The sequence below is a fragment of the Bradyrhizobium sp. CCBAU 051011 genome, from assembly GCF_009930815.1.
Classification (GTDB): Bacteria; Pseudomonadota; Alphaproteobacteria; order Rhizobiales; family Xanthobacteraceae; genus Bradyrhizobium.
Window position 1 is genome coordinate 7189879 of record NZ_CP022222.1, and the last position, 17742, is coordinate 7207620.

At 64.1% G+C, this 17742-nt stretch carries 17 protein-coding genes; 11 read left to right on the forward strand and 6 right to left on the reverse strand.

Annotated elements, in window-relative coordinates:
• Nucleotides 1–8 precede the first annotated feature (8 nt).
• The 6 genes from ACH79_RS33905 (at nt 9) to ACH79_RS33930 (ending at nt 7690) form a co-directional block, all read left to right on the forward strand.
• Complete coding sequence (locus ACH79_RS33905; protein ID WP_161854839.1) at nt 9–1910, forward strand: peptidylprolyl isomerase; 1902 nt, start codon at nt 9–11, stop codon at nt 1908–1910.
• A gap of 64 nt (nt 1911–1974) precedes the next feature.
• A complete protein-coding gene (trpD, locus tag ACH79_RS33910; RefSeq protein WP_161854840.1) occupies nt 1975–2988 on the forward strand; it encodes an anthranilate phosphoribosyltransferase in 1014 nt (337 codons plus the stop codon).
• A gap of 19 nt (nt 2989–3007) precedes the next feature.
• Nucleotides 3008–3829 (forward strand): indole-3-glycerol phosphate synthase TrpC, encoded by an 822-nt coding sequence (gene trpC / locus ACH79_RS33915; RefSeq protein ID WP_161854841.1) that lies wholly within the window; start codon nt 3008–3010, stop codon nt 3827–3829.
• A 3-nt stretch (nt 3830–3832) separates the two neighbouring features.
• Nucleotides 3833–4333, forward strand: a complete 501-nt coding sequence (gene moaC / locus ACH79_RS33920; protein WP_161854842.1) for a cyclic pyranopterin monophosphate synthase MoaC — start codon at nt 3833–3835, stop codon at nt 4331–4333.
• A gap of 108 nt (nt 4334–4441) precedes the next feature.
• Nucleotides 4442–4702 carry a hypothetical protein gene (locus ACH79_RS33925; RefSeq protein WP_161854843.1) on the forward strand — a complete coding sequence of 87 codons (261 nt, stop codon included), beginning with the start codon at nt 4442–4444 and terminating at the stop codon, nt 4700–4702.
• 255 nt (nt 4703–4957) lie between these two features.
• Complete coding sequence (locus ACH79_RS33930; RefSeq protein WP_161854844.1) at nt 4958–7690, forward strand: EAL domain-containing protein; 2733 nt, start codon at nt 4958–4960, stop codon at nt 7688–7690.
• Nucleotides 7691–8534: 844 nt separating this feature from the next.
• Here the strand turns inward: ACH79_RS33930 and ACH79_RS33935 are convergent.
• From ACH79_RS33935 to ACH79_RS33960, 6 genes are all read right to left on the reverse strand, one after another.
• The gene (locus tag ACH79_RS33935) at nt 8535–8945 is read right to left on the reverse strand and encodes a hypothetical protein (protein ID WP_161854845.1); all 411 of its coding nucleotides are present in this window, start codon (nt 8943–8945) and stop codon (nt 8535–8537) included.
• Nucleotides 8938–9123, reverse strand: a complete 186-nt coding sequence (locus ACH79_RS33940) for a hypothetical protein (protein WP_161854846.1) — start codon at nt 9121–9123, stop codon at nt 8938–8940. The genes ACH79_RS33935 and ACH79_RS33940 overlap by 8 nt, the downstream gene beginning before the upstream one ends.
• Nucleotides 9124–9340: 217 nt before the next feature.
• The gene (locus tag ACH79_RS44420) at nt 9341–10519 is read right to left on the reverse strand and encodes a hypothetical protein (protein WP_246738238.1); all 1179 of its coding nucleotides are present in this window, start codon (nt 10517–10519) and stop codon (nt 9341–9343) included.
• Nucleotides 10520–10824: 305 nt separating this feature from the next.
• On the reverse strand, nt 10825–12159 hold the full coding sequence (locus ACH79_RS33950; RefSeq protein ID WP_161854847.1) for a S41 family peptidase: 1335 nt from the start codon (nt 12157–12159) through the stop codon (nt 10825–10827).
• A gap of 178 nt (nt 12160–12337) precedes the next feature.
• Nucleotides 12338–13519, reverse strand: coding sequence for an NADH:flavin oxidoreductase/NADH oxidase (locus ACH79_RS33955; protein ID WP_161854848.1), 1182 nt, complete (start codon nt 13517–13519; stop codon nt 12338–12340).
• A 53-nt stretch (nt 13520–13572) separates the two neighbouring features.
• Nucleotides 13573–13881, reverse strand: a complete 309-nt coding sequence (locus tag ACH79_RS33960; protein WP_161854849.1) for a hypothetical protein — start codon at nt 13879–13881, stop codon at nt 13573–13575.
• Between the two features lie 125 nt (nt 13882–14006).
• Here ACH79_RS33960 and ACH79_RS33965 point away from each other — a divergent pair, with 125 nt between their 5' ends.
• From ACH79_RS33965 to ACH79_RS33985, 5 genes are all read left to right on the forward strand, one after another.
• A complete protein-coding gene (locus tag ACH79_RS33965; protein ID WP_161854850.1) occupies nt 14007–14633 on the forward strand; it encodes an HAD family phosphatase in 627 nt (208 codons plus the stop codon).
• 26 nt (nt 14634–14659) lie between these two features.
• Nucleotides 14660–15871 carry a gephyrin-like molybdotransferase Glp gene (glp, locus tag ACH79_RS33970; protein ID WP_161854851.1) on the forward strand — a complete coding sequence of 404 codons (1212 nt, stop codon included), beginning with the start codon at nt 14660–14662 and terminating at the stop codon, nt 15869–15871.
• 196 nt (nt 15872–16067) lie between these two features.
• Complete coding sequence (gene lexA / locus ACH79_RS33975; RefSeq protein WP_161854852.1) at nt 16068–16769, forward strand: transcriptional repressor LexA; 702 nt, start codon at nt 16068–16070, stop codon at nt 16767–16769.
• A 228-nt stretch (nt 16770–16997) separates the two neighbouring features.
• The gene (locus tag ACH79_RS33980) at nt 16998–17420 is read left to right on the forward strand and encodes a hypothetical protein (protein ID WP_057838114.1); all 423 of its coding nucleotides are present in this window, start codon (nt 16998–17000) and stop codon (nt 17418–17420) included.
• Between the two features lie 84 nt (nt 17421–17504).
• Nucleotides 17505–17741 (forward strand): hypothetical protein, encoded by a 237-nt coding sequence (locus tag ACH79_RS33985; RefSeq protein WP_161854853.1) that lies wholly within the window; start codon nt 17505–17507, stop codon nt 17739–17741.
• Nucleotide 17742 lies beyond the last annotated feature (1 nt).

The window sequence follows — 17742 nt, forward strand, 5'->3', positions numbered from 1 at the left end:
TTGGACCCATGCTTCGAGGAATTCGGAAAGCCTCATCAAACTGGCTCGGCAAGATTGTCATGGCCACCGTGATGGGCGTTTTGATTGTCAGTTTCGCAGTTTGGGGCATTGCCGACATCTTCAAGGGGTTTGGCCAGTCGTCGCTCGCCAAGGTTGGCGGGACCGAGATTTCGACCGACCAATTCCGCCAGATCTACACCGAAAAGCTGCAGCAACTCGGCCGCACGTTCGGCCGTCCGCTGACCACCGAACAGGCCCGCGCGTTCGGCATCGACCGGCAGGTTCTGCAACAGACCATCGCCGAAGCCGCGCTGGATGAGGAAGCCCGGCGGATGGGGCTCGCCCAGTCGCAGGATGAGACCATGCGGCTGATCTACAACGACCCGAATTTCAAGGGATTGGGCGGCAAGTTCGATCCGGCACGCTTCCAGGCCACTATCCGCCAGTTCGGATACACCGAGCAGCGCTATCTCAACGAACAGCGGCGCGTCGGACTGCGCCGCCAGATCGCCGGCACCGTCTCGGCTGGCCTCGAGCCGCCGAAGGTCCTGATCGAGGCGCTCGCCCGTTTCCAGAACGAACAGCGCTCGATCGAATTCGTCAAACTCGACGCCGCGCAGGCGGGCACCATCGACCCGCCCTCACCCGAGGCCCTGGCCGCCTATTTCGAGGACCGCAAGACCCAGTTCCGCGCCCCCGAATATCGCAAACTGTCCTTTGTCGTGATCAGCCCGGAAGAGATCGGCAAATGGATCGAAGTTTCCGACGAGGACGCGAAGAAGGTCTTCGAGCAGCGCCGCGACCAGCTCGGCACGCCGGAAAAGCGCGAAGTGTCGCAGATGTTTTTTCCGAGCGAAGGCGAAGCGCAGGCCGCGCGCAGCCGCATCACGTCGGGAACGTCGTTCGACGACGTCGCCAAGGAGCGCAATCTCAACCTGGCCGACGTCGATCTCGGCCTGATCGCAAAGACCGCGATCATCGATCCGGCGATTGCGGATGCGGCGTTTTCGCTTGCATCGGGCGAAGTCAGCCAGCCGGTGCAGGGCCGTTTCGGCGTGGCGCTGGTCAAGGTCGGCAAGATCGAGCCGGGCACAACGCCGACTTTTGAAAGCGTGGCGGCGCAAGTGAAGAAGGAGATCGCGACCGAACGCGCGCGCGTCAAGGTCAACGAGATCCAGAACAAGATGGAAGACGAGCGCAGCGGCGGCGCCAACATCGTCGAGGCCGCGCAGAAGCTCGGCCTGAGCCCGGTCACGATCGAAGCCGTCGACCGCTCCGGCCGCACGCCCGACGGCCAGCCGGTGGCTAACATTCCGCGCGGTCTCGACGTGGTCTCACAGGCCTTCAACAGCGATATCGGCGTCGACAGCGAACCGATCCAGTTTGCCGGCGGCTATGTTTGGTACGACGTGCTCGGCATCACGCCCTCGCGCGAGCGGCCGCTCGACGAGGTCCGCAGCCAGGTCGAGGCGAAATGGCGCGAGGACCAGATTTCGAACCGGCTGCGCGCGAAGGCGACCGAGATCGTCCAGAAGGTCGAGCAAGGCGGCGCGCTTGCCGAGGTCGCGGCTTCGGTCGGATCGAAGGTCGAGACTGCTGCCGGCTTCCGCCGCGACGCCTCGCTTTCCGGCGTACCCTCCGCCGTCATCACGGCCGCGTTCCGGACGCCCAAGGACGGCGTCGGGCAGACGCCGGGCGCCGGCGGCAGCGAGTGGATCGTCTTCCGCGTCACCGACGTGACCGTGCCGCCGATCGACGTCGCCTCGGACGAACTGAAGAAGCTCAAGGAGACGCTGCAACGCGGGATGAACGACGAACAGGTCGCGCAATACATCACGAAGATCGAATCGATAATCGGCACCTCCATCAACCAGGCCGCCTTCGCGCAGGTGACGGGCGCTAACAACTGAGCACGATCGGCCTCGGGAAGGCCGGTCGCACTCCACGACGACACCCAATCCTGAAAGCCAAGCGATGGACGATCTCAAATCTATCATCGGAAAAGTCGCCACCGGCGCCACGCTGTCGCGTGACGAAGCGGCGTCCGCCTTCGACGCCATGATGTCCGGCGAGGCGACGCCCTCGCAGATGGGCGGGCTGCTGATGGCGCTCAGGGTCCGCGGCGAAACCGTCGACGAGATCACCGGCGCGGTGTCGGCGATGCGTGGCAAGATGTTGCGGGTCAAGGCGCCCGACGACGCGGTCGACGTGGTCGGCACCGGCGGCGACGGCTCCGGTTCGGTCAACGTCTCGACTTGCGCTTCCTTCATCGTCGCAGGCGTCGGCGTGCCTGTCGCCAAGCATGGCAACCGCGCGCTGTCCTCGCGCTCGGGCGCGGCCGACGTGCTGGCTTCGCTTGGCGTCAAGATCGATCTCACACCCGATCAGGTCGGCCGCTGCGTGGCCGAGGCCGGCATCGGCTTCATGTTCGCGCCCGCGCACCACCCGGCCATGAAGAACGTCGGCCCGACCCGGGTCGAACTCGCCACCCGCACGATCTTCAACCTGCTCGGTCCGCTCTCCAACCCGGCCGGCGTCAAGCGGCAGATGGTCGGCGTATTCTCCCGGCAATGGGTTCAGCCTCTGGCGCAGGTGCTGAAAAACCTCGGCTCCGAATCCGTCTGGGTCGTGCACGGCTCCGACGGGCTCGACGAGATTACCCTCACCGGCCCGAGCTTTGTGGCGAGCCTCGACAACGGCAAGATCACCACCTTCGAGATCAAGCCGGAAGATGCCGGCCTCGTCTGCTGCAACACCGACGCGCTCAGGGGCGGTGACGCCGACGCCAATGCCGAGGCGCTGCAAGGCGTCCTCAACGGCAAGCCCAGCCCCTATCGCGACGTCGCGCTGCTGAACGCCGCGGCGGCGCTGATCGTGGCCGGGCGCGCCAGGGATTTGAAAGAAGGCGTGGCGCTCGGCGCCAAGTCGATCGACAGTGGTGCGGCAGCGGCGCGGCTGAAGCACCTGGTCGCAGTCTCGCGCGGCTGATTCGGGGGGGCGGGAAGAGATGTCCGATATCCTGACCAAGATCGAGACCTACAAGCGCGAAGAGATTGCCGCGGCCAAGCGCGCGCATCCGCTTGCCGAGATCGAGGCCCGCGCCAGGACCGCGCCGCCGCCGCGCGGTTTTGTGCGCGCAATCCGCGACAAGCTCGCCCGCGGCGACTATGCGCTGATTGCCGAAGTGAAGAAGGCTTCGCCGTCCAAGGGACTCATTCGCGCCGATTTCGATCCGCCGGTACTGGCAAAAGCCTACGAGGCCGGTGGCGCGGCGTGCCTCTCCGTGTTGACGGATGCGCCCTCGTTCCAGGGCCATCTCGATTTCATGGTGGCGGCGCGCGCGGCGACCAACTTGCCGGTGCTGCGCAAGGATTTCCTGTTCGACACCTACCAGGTGGTGGAAGCCCGCGCCCATGGCGCGGACTGCATCCTGATCATCATGGCCGCGCTCGACGACGCCGCGGCCAAGGATATCGAGGACGCGGCGATTGCGCTCGGCATGGACGTGCTGATCGAAATCCATGACCACGCTGAGCTTGATCGCGCGCTAAAACTTCGCTCGCCGATGATCGGCGTCAACAACCGTAACCTGCGCACCTTCGAGACCACACTGGCGACCAGCGAGGCGCTGGCGCCGCTGATCCCGCCCGACCGCCTGATGGTCGGCGAGAGCGGCATCTTCACGCCTGACGATCTTGCCCGCCTCGAGCGCGTCGGCATGTCGACCTTCCTGGTCGGCGAAAGCCTGATGCGGCAGGCCGATGTGACCGCTGCGACACGTGCGCTGTTGACGCGCGTCACCACACCGCGTGCGACCGGGACCGGCTGAGAGATGGCGCGGAAGGTTTCCAAAGGCGGCGCCCTCACCCATATCGATGCGTCGGGCGAAGCGCGGATGGTCGACGTCTCGGACAAGGCCGCAACCGAGCGCACGGCGGTAGCCGAAGGGCGCGTCGTCATGGCCAAGGCGACGCTTGACCTGATTGTTTCCGGCAATGCCAAGAAGGGCGACGTGCTGGGCACGGCGCGCATCGCCGGCATCATGGCGGCCAAGCGCACGTCGGAACTGATCCCGCTGTGCCATCCGCTGGCGCTGTCCAAGGTGACGCTCGACATCACGCCCGACAAAAAACTTCCCGGCTGCATCGTCCGCGCCACGGTCAAGGTCACCGGTCCGACCGGGGTGGAGATGGAAGCGCTGACGGCGGTGTCGGTCGCGTGTCTGACGATCTACGACATGATCAAGGCGGTCGAGCGGGGCGTTCGCATCGAAGGCATCCATCTCGTCGAGAAGATCGGCGGCAAGTCCGGCCATTATCGCGCGGAGCGCTGAGCCGGGCGACGGTTTTACCCTTGTCACGCGCGTGTGACCGGCGCTGCGGGGAATGCCTTCCAAGCCGGCGGGGTTGTTCGCTTCGGGACCTTCACGAGGAGGAATCCGATGTCGAGATACAGGCTTGTGGGCGCGGCGGCTGCGTTGGCCGTGATGACGGCACCCGCCAAGACACCTGCCATGGCACAACAGGTCATGGGCGAACCCGGCTATTGCGCGTTCTACTATCCGAACGCCAATTGCCAGAACAAGGGTCCCGGCAATCCATATACCGACCCGCGGCGGTTCAGCCAGAGATATGTCGCGCCGGACGGCACTCAAGCCGTCGTTGTGAAGAAGCGGACGCGCACGTCCGCGACACGCATGTAACGTCCCCGCAAATCTCGCCATCGAGCGGAGGATCGGCCATTTCCGGGCCACCGCTTCTGCGCGAGCAGACTCACCCGGTTCCACCACAGAGCGATGGTTCCCTGTGGTTGCCGGATTGCCGCTTCGCCACTCGGCTAACCCTTCATTAACCAGGCTTGCTAACGTCAATTCCATCTCGGCGCGATATCGACGTCATGGGTCGGGATTGGGAGAACGCCGCTTCCGGCTGTTCATTCCCGGCAGCGATCGTGTTCCATGGCTTCAACCGGCACCACACGATTCAGGATCGCGTCCGCCTTTCGCGGCGGCCCGATCCGCTGGCTGATCTTCGGCGGCTTGCTCCTGATCGCCACCATTGCGATCGGCGCGACCGTCATGGCCGGGAATTTCCGCGAGCGCGCACTGCGTAACAGCGAGCGCGAGCTGGAAAACACCGTGCTGCTGCTGGCCCGCCATTTCGACCAGCAGCTCGAAGATTTTCAGGTCGTCCAGAAAGACCTGATCGCCTTCATGCGCTCCAGCGGGATCGCCACGCCCGAGAACTACAAGCGGCGGATGTCCGGTCACGACATTCATCTGATGCTGAAATCCAAGATCGAGGCGGTGTCCTATGTCGGTGGCATCAACGTTTTCGACGCCGACGGCAATCTGATCAATGCCTCGGTCGCCTGGCCGCCACCATCGGTCAACTCGGCGGACCGCGCCTTCTTCAGGACCTTCAAGTCCAGCCCGCAATCGCCGGATATGCTCATGGAGCCGGTCTACAGCCGCGTCACGGGCGCCTGGACCACGGTGATCGCCCGCAAGGTGATGGGACCGAACGGCGAATTTCTCGGCGTCATCGGCCGAGGCATCGAACCCGTCAACTTCGAAAGATTCTTCGCTACCGTTACGCTCGGACCGGGCGCCTCTATCACCATGCTGCACAGCGACGGCACGCTGCTCGCCCGTTACCCGCATGTGGCTGACATGATCGGTCAGAACTTGAAGACCGGTCCGGCCGCCCAGCGGCAGATCTTCGAGCTGCCCCGCAGCACCTCGCGCCTTACCAGCCCGATCGACGGCGAGGACCGGCTGATCTCATCCCGTGCACTGACGAATTTCCCGATCGTGATCGTCGCTTCGACCACGACGTCGGCCGCGCTCGCCGACTGGCGCGAGCAGATCGGCATCCTGATTACGGTCACCGGATTGTCCGTGCTGGCGATCGCCGCCCTGCTGTTCCTTGTCGTGCGCAAGCTTTACCATCAGCACCGCGCGTCGAAGCAGCGGCTGACGCTGGAAAAGCAGCGTCTCGACACCGCCGTCAACAACATGACGCAAGGTCTGCTGCTGTTCGATTCGAAGCAGCACCTCGTCATCTGCAACAAGCGATATCTCGAAATGTACGGCCTGTCGGCAGAAATCGTGAAGCCGGGCTGCAGCTTCCGCGAGGTGATCGCCCACCGCAAGGACACCGGATCGTTCGTCGGCGACATCGATCATTACGTCGAGGTGGTGCTGCGCGACGTCGCAAACCGTAACGCCATGGTGATCTCGACGCCCGACGGGCGTTCGATCCAGGTCGTCAACGAGCCGGTTGCGGACGGCGGATGGCTGGCGACGCATGAAGACATCACCGAACGGCGGCGCGCCGAGGAACGCATCACCCACCTCGCCCATTACGACGCGCTGACCGAGCTGCCGAACCGCACGCTGTTTCACGAACGGCTCAAGCGCGAACTGTCCTTTGCCGCGCCGAACCGGCCGTTGGCGGTGCTCTATATCGACATAGACGAATTCAAGAGCGTCAACGATTCGCTCGGCCATATGATCGGCGACGAGCTCCTGAAGTCGGTCGCTGCCAGCCTCGCTGCTTGCGTGCGGAAATCCGATTTTGTCGCCCGGCTCGGCGGCGACGAGTTCGCCATTGTGCAGACCGGGATCGAGGACACCGACGACGTGATGAAGCTCGTCAGCCGCATCTTCGAGGCGATCCGCGCACCCTATCAATGCCTCGGCCATCAGGTGACCACCGACGCCAGCATCGGTATTGCGCTGGCGCCGCAGGACGGCTCCGATATCGACCAGATCCTGAAGAATGCGGATCTGGCGATGTACGCCGCCAAGGCCGCCGGCCGCCGCACCTATCGCTTCTTCGAACCGGGCATGGAAGCCGAGGTCCGCGCCCGCCGCAGCCTGGAAATGGACCTGCGAAAGGCGCTGGTCGACGGCGGCTTCGAGGTCTATTACCAGCCCTGCCTCGGTCTGCAGACCAACGCGGTCACCGGCTGCGAGGCGCTGGTGCGCTGGCGCCATCCGCAACGCGGCATGATTTCGCCCGCCGAGTTCGTGCCGCTCGCCGAGGACACCGGCCTGATCAACCAGCTCGGCGAATGGGTGCTGACCACCGCTTGCAAGGAAGCAGTGAGCTGGCCCGACAACGTCAGGCTTGCGGTCAACGTCTCGCCGATTCAATTCAAGAGCGGCACGCTGGCGCTGAAGGTGATGGCGGCGCTGGCTGCATCGGGCCTCGCCGCCGACCGGCTGGAGCTCGAGATCACCGAGGCGGTCCTTATCAGGGACGACGAAGCGGCGCTCGCCGTCCTCCACGACCTCCGCGCCATCGGGGTCCGCATCGCGCTCGACGATTTCGGGACCGGCTATTCCTCGCTGAGCTATCTGCAGCGTTTTCCGTTCGACAAGATCAAGATCGACCGCTGCTTCATCACCGACATTGCCGAGCTGGAAGGTTCGATCTCCATCGTTCAGGCGGTGGTGAACATCGCCGCCGATCGCCACATGACGACAACAGCCGAAGGCGTCGAGACCGAAGCGCAGCGCGAATTGCTGCGCGAACTCGGCTGCTCGGAAATTCAGGGCTATTTGTTCAGCCCGCCGAAGCCGGCGGCGGAGTTGAGGCCGCTGTTGCTGGCGGATCGGGAGCGGCCTCACGAGGCGTCGACGAGCCGGGCTCGCAAGCGCAAGCCGGTTGCGCGCACAGCGTAGCGTTTCGACACTGCCTGCCACCGTCATTGCGAGCGAAGAAGCAATCCATCGTGCCGCACGCGGGGTGACAATGGATTGCTTCGCGGAGCCTGTCATCGGGCGCGCGTGCGCGACCCGTTGGCTTGCAATGACGTGGAGACACATGTTCGCATTCTCGCAGCATGATTTGCCCGAGTTGCACTGTATCGTTTCGCCCCAGAAGTGAGAGGGCGCAGGGAATGCCGGATGCTTTGCTGCACCCGCGGTCCCGTGTGCAAATGCACTTAAGGAAATGCGCACACGAGCATACAGGTACAGCCGGAGCATCCCGGCATTCCCTGCGCAGTGGGTTTACGGCTTATGCCGCGCTCTCCCTGGAGACGAATTCCTCTTGCCTCCATCGCCGGCGAATTGACGGTTTACCGAAAACCCGGTCGGGCTTCGAAAACCTCCGACGGCTTGACACCAGCCACGGGCGCCAGGACCACACGGTTTTGCCGTACGCAGCTTCCCCTGCCAAAGACTTCGACCAGACAGTGCGCGCCGGCCGAAATTCTGACGGAGGCGTTTAAGCGCCGTTCATCTGCGCGATGTGTTCGCTCACGGAAACCGCCCTGCAAACACCTTTCGCGCCGACGCTGCCGCGTCCACCGCAACCCGTCCCAACGTCAGTGACGATGGCCAACGCCCCTCTCTCGGAACGGGATGGCCGGATTTGTAGTGGTGATTTGGGGCGGGCGAGAAGTGGATTATTTTTGCGTGCGGGGCTGGACGGGGCAAATCACCTTGAAGTTGCTGCGGAAAATCGCACAATCGCGCACGGCAAAAGCCTCCGACCGTCCACTAGTCCAGGCCCTGTCGCGTTTTAAACGACGCTGGTGCCCGTATCGAACCGACGAGAATTGAATGCAGTGTCACCGTAACCATAGACCGAATTAGCTTCGTTCTTCAGTTCCGCAGATCGCTCTTCCGCCGTCTTAACGGCCGACTCAATGGCATTGTGCGACATCTCAGTGGGATGTTTTCGAAGGATATCCAAACCAAGAGAGATGCCCGCGAGAGCCTGGAGCGATGTGGCGTTGGCCGTCATGTCAAGCAGCAACTCCAAGGCGCGTTCTGGTGAGGCAACGCGCGCAATGAAGTCGCCTATCGCGAATGCCAAATTTTCGTCGGCCAAATGACCGAAGCGGTTTGCCAAGCAACCGAAGAAACGTTCCAGCTGACTTTCCGACAGTTTCTCTCGATCAATATAAAGTGCCAAGATCAGCTCATCCAAGCCTGGTCGCCTTGTCACGACAGGAGAGCACGCGACAGATGAAGTCCACGTGCTCTTCCGAAACGAATTCGGCGGTCAAAAGCGAATCCCCAAACTCACGAGCGACTGCCTGCCCAACCTGCAGCGACTGAAGCTGTGTCGCAGCACCCAACCGACGGTATGCGAGTTCGAAATCCAACAGAACCTCCCTCCGGAATCGCCGCATTTCCCGGAATGGTCCACCAAGCGGCGGGAGCAATGAAGGAAGCATCCTTATGCGATCAGTCAACGGCTTTCCAGATCGGCAAACGAACTCACTACCTCGCCAATTTTGTAGTACGCCTTGCGATTCGACCTTTCCTACCCCGCCGGCGCGCGCTTGTCGGCGGGCTTTCTTATCAAGAGCAAGTAACTTGCTAGAGCCGCGCCTTCTGCGCGAGCGGCACCCGAAACGTCCTGAAGCCTTCGATATCGGGAAACCCCTCGGCTGCTTCGCGCGAAGCCAGTGTCAGGACCGCGGCCGGGACTTCGCCGCTGATCAGGCGGTCGATCGCGCCTCGCGTTCCCTCGCTGAACTGGACTTCGGCGGCGCCCGCCGCCATGAACGCGGCGCTGACACGGCCGCTGGACGCGGATTGCTTCTCCTCGATTGCGATGTTCTTGTTGTTGAGGTCGGACAATGAACCGATCTCCGGACGTGCGAGGACAAGCGCGACCAGATTGTCCGGCTCGTCCGGCGATGCGGATGTCGTCTTTGCGGTGTCTTGGACCGGCTCTATTTCCGGATTGTCCAAATTGCTGGCCGCTTCCCGGCCCGTTCCGATGGCCGTGACGAGGTCGGCCATGCCTGTCGCTTCCACCAGCTGCTGCTGCAGGGTTCGTGTCGCGGGAGCACTGGCGGCTGCAGCAAGCGTTGCGGCGGTCTTTGGCGCAGGGGGAGCCGCGGCGAGTTCGAGCGTGGCCGGCGGCGGCAGGGTGACCTCGGATTTGGCCTCCGACTTGGCCTCGGTCTTGGCTTCAGACTTCGCCTCAGACTTCGCTTCAGACTCGGCCTCGGGCTTCACTTCAGACTTCACCTCGGACTTGGGAGCCTCCGCGGGCTGTGACGCGGCGATGGCGGCTGCCTGGCTGGGCGCCGGCTTCTGAGGGATTTCCACTTTGCGCTCCGGCGTCTGACCGCCGGCGACGGCCTTTTCGCGGGCCACGGGCGGCGTAGCCGATGGAATAATCTTGCCGGTCGCGGCGAGACTGGGAGCTGCCTTTTTGGCATTCGTCGGCCTGGCCTTCGATGCCGCCATGTGACTGCGCGGCGCGGAGCGTGATGCCGGCGCGGCCTGCCTTGTCACGCGCGCGGAACTGGCGTGGTCCGGTCCGACCGGGTCCGCCTCAACCGGAACGACGACATCAGTCTCGCGTCCCCCGTGCTGCCGGGCGGACAAGGCCCGATCGGACCAGGCCATATAGGACTGGCACCCGCGATTGCACGGCAGCCCGTCGATATAGACGATATCGGGCGAATCCGGCGGATTGGCCTGCAGGGCTCCGCTTGGACAAAGGGAAAAAATCAGGGCCAGCAAGGTCCACTTTTTCGACATGACCACTCCATTCAACGCGCCTGGTTTGCCGCGAGGTACGATTGGATGGAGACGAGGTTTCAAAAAAGTGGTCGTGTTGAATTGCTGCTTGCGCCTTGACGATGCCGTTTCCGCGACCGCCGCACGCCGCAAAAAACGTCAGTGCGAGCCAACGGGTCGGCGCGAAGCGCCGCCCGATGACAGGCTCCGTGAACCAATCCATCTCTCTCTCCGCTGGTGGAGAGACGGATTGCTTCGTCGCTTCAGCGCAAAATTGCTCTGCAATTTGTTGCGAGCTTCTCGCAGTGACGGGGCCGAGATTAAAGCTAGTTCGGCACCGCGCGCTTCGCGGCGGTCACCGCGTTCGCGTTCACGCTGCCGCCGCGCAAAAGGTTGAAGGCGGCGTTCAGCGCCTTGTCGTCCTTTTCGTTCGGCGGGACGTAGGCCTGCGAGCCGGCCTGCTCGGCGCCGTCGGCGGCGAGATGGCCGCGCATCGACGCTTCGCCTTTCAGATCGGTGCGGCCCTTGAGTTCATCCGGCACGTCCTGCAGGACCTCGATGTCGGGCGCGATGCCCTGGGCCTGGATCGAGCGGCCGGACGGCGTGAAGTAGCGCGCCGTGGTCAGTGCGAGCGCGCCATTGCCTGATCCGAGCGGGATGATGGTCTGCACCGAGCCCTTGCCGAAGGTGCGCGTGCCGACCAGCGTGGCGCGCTTGTGGTCGCGCAGCGCGCCGGCCACGATCTCGGAGGCGGAAGCCGAGCCGCCATTGATCAGCACGACCAGCGGCTTGCCCTTGGTGATGTCGCCGCCGCGCGCGGTAAAGCGCTGGGTTTCCTCCGAGGTGCGGCCGCGGGTCGAGACCACCTCGCCCCGGTTCATGAAGGCGCTCGACACCGAAACGGCCTGGTCGAGCAACCCGCCGGGATTATTGCGGAGGTCGACGACATAGCCAGCGAGTTTTTCCGGCGGAATTTCCTTGGAGATGCTGGCGATCGCCTTCTTCAGGCCGTCGGTGGTCTGCTCGTTGAATCGGGTGATCCTGATGTAGCCGATATCGCCGCCGTCGGTCTTGTGGCGGACCGGCCGCACCCGGATGATCTCGCGCACGATGGCGACATCGATCGGCGCGGCGGAACCCTTGCGCACGACCTTGAGCCGGATCTTGCTGTTGGCGGGGCCCTTCATCCGGGCGACCGCCTGTTCGAGCGTCATGCCCTGAATCTGCTCGTCGTCGATCTGGGTGATCACGTCGCCCGACAGCATGCCGGCTTTCGCCGCGGGCGTCTCGTCGATCGGCGTCACCACCTTGACGAGGCCCTCTTCCATCGTGACCTCGATGCCGAGCCCGCCGAACTCGCCATGCGTGGTCTCCTGCATGTCGCTCCAGCCTTTCTCATTCATGTATCGCGAATGAGGATCGAGCGCGGAGATCATGCCGTTGATGGCGCCTTCCATCAGCTTGGAATCGTCAGGCTTCTCGACGTAGCTGGTCTTGATCCGCTCGAACACGTTGCCGAACAGATTGAGCTGGTTATAGGTGTCGGAACGGGCCGCGGCCTTTGCCGCCGCTACCAGATTTGTCCCCTGCGGTCCGACCACGAGAACGGTCAGACACACGCCCGTCACGGTGCCGAGAAGAAAGGCAAGATTCCTGCGCATCGTGGGGCGTCCCTTTATCTCTACGGACGCCCACCATCCCATGTGAATCGGCGCCCCTGTCCCGGCCCCGCCAACTCACAATGGCTTTTTGGTCGGATCAAGGCACGCCGGCCCGGCGCAATACGGTCGTTTACAGGTGTGTCGTTTGCGTTCCGGCGGGCTTACGGATTTGAGATCGCTACGAATTCGAGGCCGCTTGATCGGCCTCCCACAGGCCGGTTTGCCAGGTGGAGGGCCTGGTTCCAAAACCGCGCTTGGCGCGGGTGCCCAGCCAATAGCCGAATTGCGGGGGAACGTTGCGGAACGGGCCCTCGACGCCGAGTTTGAGCGCGGCGTCCATCGGCCAGTTGGGATTGTTGAGGATTTCCCGCCCGACCGCGATCAGATCGGCCTGGCCATCGCGCAGGATCTGCTCGGCCTGGTCACCATGGATAATGAGGCCAACCGCCATGGTCATGATCTCGGCATGGCGCCGGACGTATTCCGATAGCGGCACCTGGTAGCTGTATTTGATTTCCTTGCCCAGGATCGGCGCCGTCTCAGAGATGCCGCCGGAGGAGCAGTCGATGACGTCGACGCCCTTGGTCTTCAGGATCTGTGCCAGCCGCGCGCTCTGTTCCGGCCCCCAGCCGGCATTGTCCTCGACCGACAGGCGGACGAACAGCGGCTTGTGGTCCGGCCAGTGCGCGCGCACGGCCTCCGTCACCTCGATCAGGAAGCGCATGCGGCCCGCTTCCGAGCCGCCATATTCGTCCGTACGCTGGTTGGATCGCTCCGACAGGAACTCATGCACGAGGTAGCCGTGGGCGCCGTGCAGCTCCAGCACGTCGAAGCCCGCCGCATGCGCGCGGCGCGCCGCCTGCCCCCAGGCCTGCACCAGGTCCTTCACCTCGCCGGTTTCGAGCGCGCGCGGCACCGGCCATTTCTCGCTGTGGGCGATCGCGCTCGGCGCCACCGGCTGCCACGCGTCCCAATCCTCGATATCGGGCGTCCGCTGCAGCGGGCGGTCGCCCGCCCACGGCCGGCTCGCGCGCGCCTTGCGGCCGGAATGGCCGAGCTGAATGCCGGCGACTGCGTTCTGCTGCTTGATGAATTGGACGAGGCGGCCGAGCGGCGCGACGAACTTGTCGTCCCAGATGCCGAGATCGCCGACGGTGCCGCAGCCGCGCCGCTCGACCTTGGTCGATTCCACGACGACGAGACCGGCCCCGCCGGCGGCAAACTTGCCGGCATTCATCAGATGCCAGTCGGTCGGAAAGCCCTTCTCGGCCGAATATTGATGCATCGGCGGCACCACGATGCGGTTCTTTAAGCTGACGCCGCGGATCGTTATCGGGGAAAACAGCAGCGTTTCCGTCATGCCTGCCTGCCTCGCGGACATCATTGTCCCGGCACGGCGCCGGGATGTGTCTTCTACTTTGCGCTGGTGCCGGTTTTGGTATCGGCGGATTTGGCCTTCGGTTTCGCTGCCGCCTTGTCGGCCTTTGGTGCGCTGTTGTCGCCGCGCATCGTTCCCCAGGGATCGCTGCCCTTCTGTTGTTCCGGGATATTGCCGAGCGACCGCTTGTAGGCCCGCTCGGCGTCCTTCTCGGCCGCGATCTCCGCCCCCGTCTTGGGCTTGTCCTCCTCGCCATATCTGGCGGGGCCTTTTTGGGCCGCAGCCGGTCCGGCGAGCAACGCGATCGCAGCCGCAGCGCCCAAAATTCTACCCAGGATTTTCATGCCACCACTCCCTGTTTGACCCCACGCTTAGCACAGCTCGCGCAGCGGCTTAAGCGCCGGATTACGCTTGGACGCAAATCGCCGTGGCCGTTGCCGAGGCCGGTCCAGTTTTGTAAACGACTGCCATGAATTTGCCGCCAGCGCCCCATTCCGTCGACGCCTTGCTGTTCGACCTCGGCCGTGTCGTGCTCGATATCAGCTTTGATCAGGTAATGACCTGCTGGGCGGGGCATGCGGGCTGCGCGCCTGCAGACCTTACCAGCCGCTTTGTCGTCAACGACAGTTTCAAGCATCACGAGACCGGCCGGATCGACGACGCCGCGTTCTTTGCGAACCTGCGGCAATCGCTCGGCATCGGCATTACAGACGCCCAGTTCCTCGAAGGCTGGAACGCGATCTTCACCGGCGAGATGCCGGGCATCGCACCGCTGTTGGCCGGCGCGGCCAAGCGCCTGCCGCTTTATGCATTTTCCAACACCAATCCGGCTCATGTCGCGCATTTTTCGCAGGCCTATGCCGGCGTGCTCGGCCATTTCCGCGAGATCTTCCTGTCCTCCAGCATCGGTTTGCGCAAACCCGACGCGGAGGCCTATGATCACGTGATAAAGGCGATCGGCGTGCCGGCGTCGCGGATTCTGTTCTTCGACGACTCGGCCGCCAATATCGAAGGTGCGCGGGCGCGCGGCCTTTCTGCCATCCACGTGACATCGACGGATGACGTGGCTAGGGCACTGACTGCGCTTGGAATCTAGCGCTGGAATTTGACGGAGGTCTGCCCGTGGCCTTGATGCCTGTCGCCGATGCGCTTGCTGCGATCCTTGCCGGCGCTGAAGCGCTGCCCGAAGAAATGGTGGCCCTCGATGCCGCCCATCATCGCATCCTCGCGCGCGACGTCGCCGCGCGGCGGACGCAGCCGCCGCTGGCGATGTCGGCAATGGACGGCTATGCGGTGCGTGCGGCCGATGCCGCCGACGCCAGCGCGCGGCTGAAGGTGATCGGCGAGGTCGCCGCCGGCCGGCCGTTCGAGCGCAAGGTCGGCCAGGGCGAGGCGGTACGGATCTTCACCGGTGGCGTGATCCCCGACGGCGCCGACGCCGTCATCATCCAGGAAGACACGGCAGCCGACGGCGATCATATCACCATCTCGGAAGCCGCCGTTCGGGGACGGCACATCCGTGCCGCCGGCGTCGACTTCCGCGAGGGTGACGTCCTGCTCAAACGCGGGCGCCGTCTCGGCGACCGCGACCTGTCGCTCGCCGCCGGCATGAACTATCCGGAGCTAGCGGTGCACCGCCGCCCGAAGGTCGCTGTGCTCGCGACCGGCGACGAGCTGGTGATGCCGGGGGCAAGCCCCGGTCCTGGCCAGATCGTCTATTCCAACGGCTATGGCCTGCGGGCGCTGGCGCGGGCCGAGGGGGCCGACGTCATCGATCTCGGCATCGCCGCCGACACTGTCGCCGCGACCACGCAAGGCATCCGCCGCGCCCGCGAGGCTGACGCAGACATCCTGATCACCATGGGCGGCGCCTCGGTCGGGGACCACGACCTCGTCAAGCGCTCGCTGGAGGCCGAGGGCGTCGCCATGGCGTTCTGGCGGATCGCCATGCGGCCGGGCAAGCCGATGATGCACGGGCGGCTCGGCGCGATGCGGGTGATCGGCCTGCCCGGCAATCCCGTCTCCTCCTATGTCTGCGGCTTCCTGTTTCTGGTGCCGCTGATTCGCGCATTGTCGGGCCGCGACCACGTTCATCACGTCAGAGAAAGCGCCCTGCTCGGCCGCGACCTCGCCGCCAACGACCAGCGCGAGGACTATCTGCGCGCACGCCTCGAAGCGCGCGAAGACGGCACGCTGGTCGCCGTGCCGGTGAACCATCAGGACTCGTCGCTATTGGGGAATCTCGCTGCGGCACAGGCATTAGTGATACGTCCGCCGTTCGCGCCGGCGGCCGCCAAGGGGGCGCCTTGCGAGCTGCTGCGGCTGCCGGAATGACGCCTCAAGACGCGTCTTGGACAGAAACCCTGACGCGTTCACCTGAAATTAAGTGGTTGCGGAACACATATCGAACATATAGTGTCCGTTCATGATTTGTTTCGACTGCTGGTGTCTCTGCCTGGGAGTTTGGGGACTCCCGCCATCCGAGCGCTGAAGATTCGAAACGACGACGCCAACCGGGGGATTGCTCGCGATGCTTACGCGCAAACAGTACGAACTTCTGCGTTTCATCAATGAACGGCTGAAAGAGGCTGGCGTACCGCCCTCCTTCGACGAGATGAAGGACGCGCTCGACCTGCGCTCGAAATCCGGAATCCACCGCCTCATTACGGCGCTGGAGGAGCGCGGCTTTATCCGCCGGCTGCCCAACCGCGCCCGCGCTATTGAAGTCATCAAGCTGCCGGAGTTGGCGGCTGCCGGCAACGGCCGCCGTGGCTTCACGCCGAGCGTCATTGAAGGCACGCTCGGCAAGCGCACGGTGAGCCTGCCCGCCGCCGAGGATGACGGCAATCGCCCGGTCGCGGTGCCCGTGATGGGCCGGATCGCCGCCGGTACGCCGATCGAGGCGCTGCAGACTCGCAGCCACACCATCAGCGTGCCGCCCGACATGCTCGGCTCCGGCGAGCACTACGCGCTCGAAGTACGCGGCGATTCCATGGTCGAGGCCGGCATCCTCGACGGCGACATGGCGCTGATCCAGCGCAACGAGACCGCCGACACCGGCGACATCGTGGTGGCGCTGATCGACGAGGAGGAAGCTACGCTAAAACGCTTCCGCCGCCGCGGCGCCTCGATCGCGCTGGAGCCCGCCAACGCCGCCTATGAAGTCCGCATCCTGCCGCCGAACCGGGTCCGGATTCAGGGCAAGCTGATCGGCCTTTACCGCAAATACTGACCGGTGTGCCGTCCGAGGACATGACGGAAAAGAACCCCGGCCCTTCGCCGGGGTTTTTTGTTGAACGATTGGAACCAAGGCACGTTAGCGCGTTTGTGAATGTGGCGCAGCGCGCCAGTCGCAGAATTGCCCAGAAAAAAGAAAAGGCTCTGCGCCATGTCCACTCTGATAGGGGCCTGTGCCTCCTTGAAGACACGGGTCAGCTATCTCAAATGAGGGAGCCATCCGATGTGTGACTATAGCCTGCATGCTGTGGCTACCCGGCCTGCCCAGGTCGGCGAGACGCTGATCACCACGACGTTCCGCGGTACATCGACCCGCGGCTTTGCGTCGGAACGCGAGCCAGCAGTGGCGGTCTGCATGCTTCCCGGCACCGAACTGGCGTTCGCCGAGGACGTCAAATACGACAACCGCTGGATCTGGACGCGAACCACCGACTGGCGGGTCGGCAAATTCAATCAGATCGAACCCGAAGTCGCCGACCGTCATCATGACGCGATCGAATTTCCTGATGGAAGCCATGTGCTGGTGACGCAGCTTTGCGAAGGCCAGCGCGCAACCGTGCTGCAATTGCCGGTGGTTCAGACCGGTGGCGAGCGCGCACCGAAGGTGACGGAAGCACGTCCGGCCGCTTCGATCGTGACCGGATAGACGCCACGTGGATGCGATCCGCCGGTCCAGGCCGGCGGATCATGGTGATGCGTTTTTCAAAATTCGGCACCGAGGGGGCAACCGGTGGTCAACAAAGTCACATGGCAAAGGGCTGGACGCGTCACCGAGCCCGGACGTTACATGTTCAGATATGGCTGGCTCACCATCACGGCCGAAGACCTCGCGATCTGGCAGCAATTCCCCGAAGCGTCTTTCACGCTGGTCAACCTGCCGTCATCCCCCGACGCGCCGGAGGAATTCCACCTCGGCGCGTTCGAGATACCGGCCCATCCGTCCAGTCCCCCGATCGACGAGCATTGAA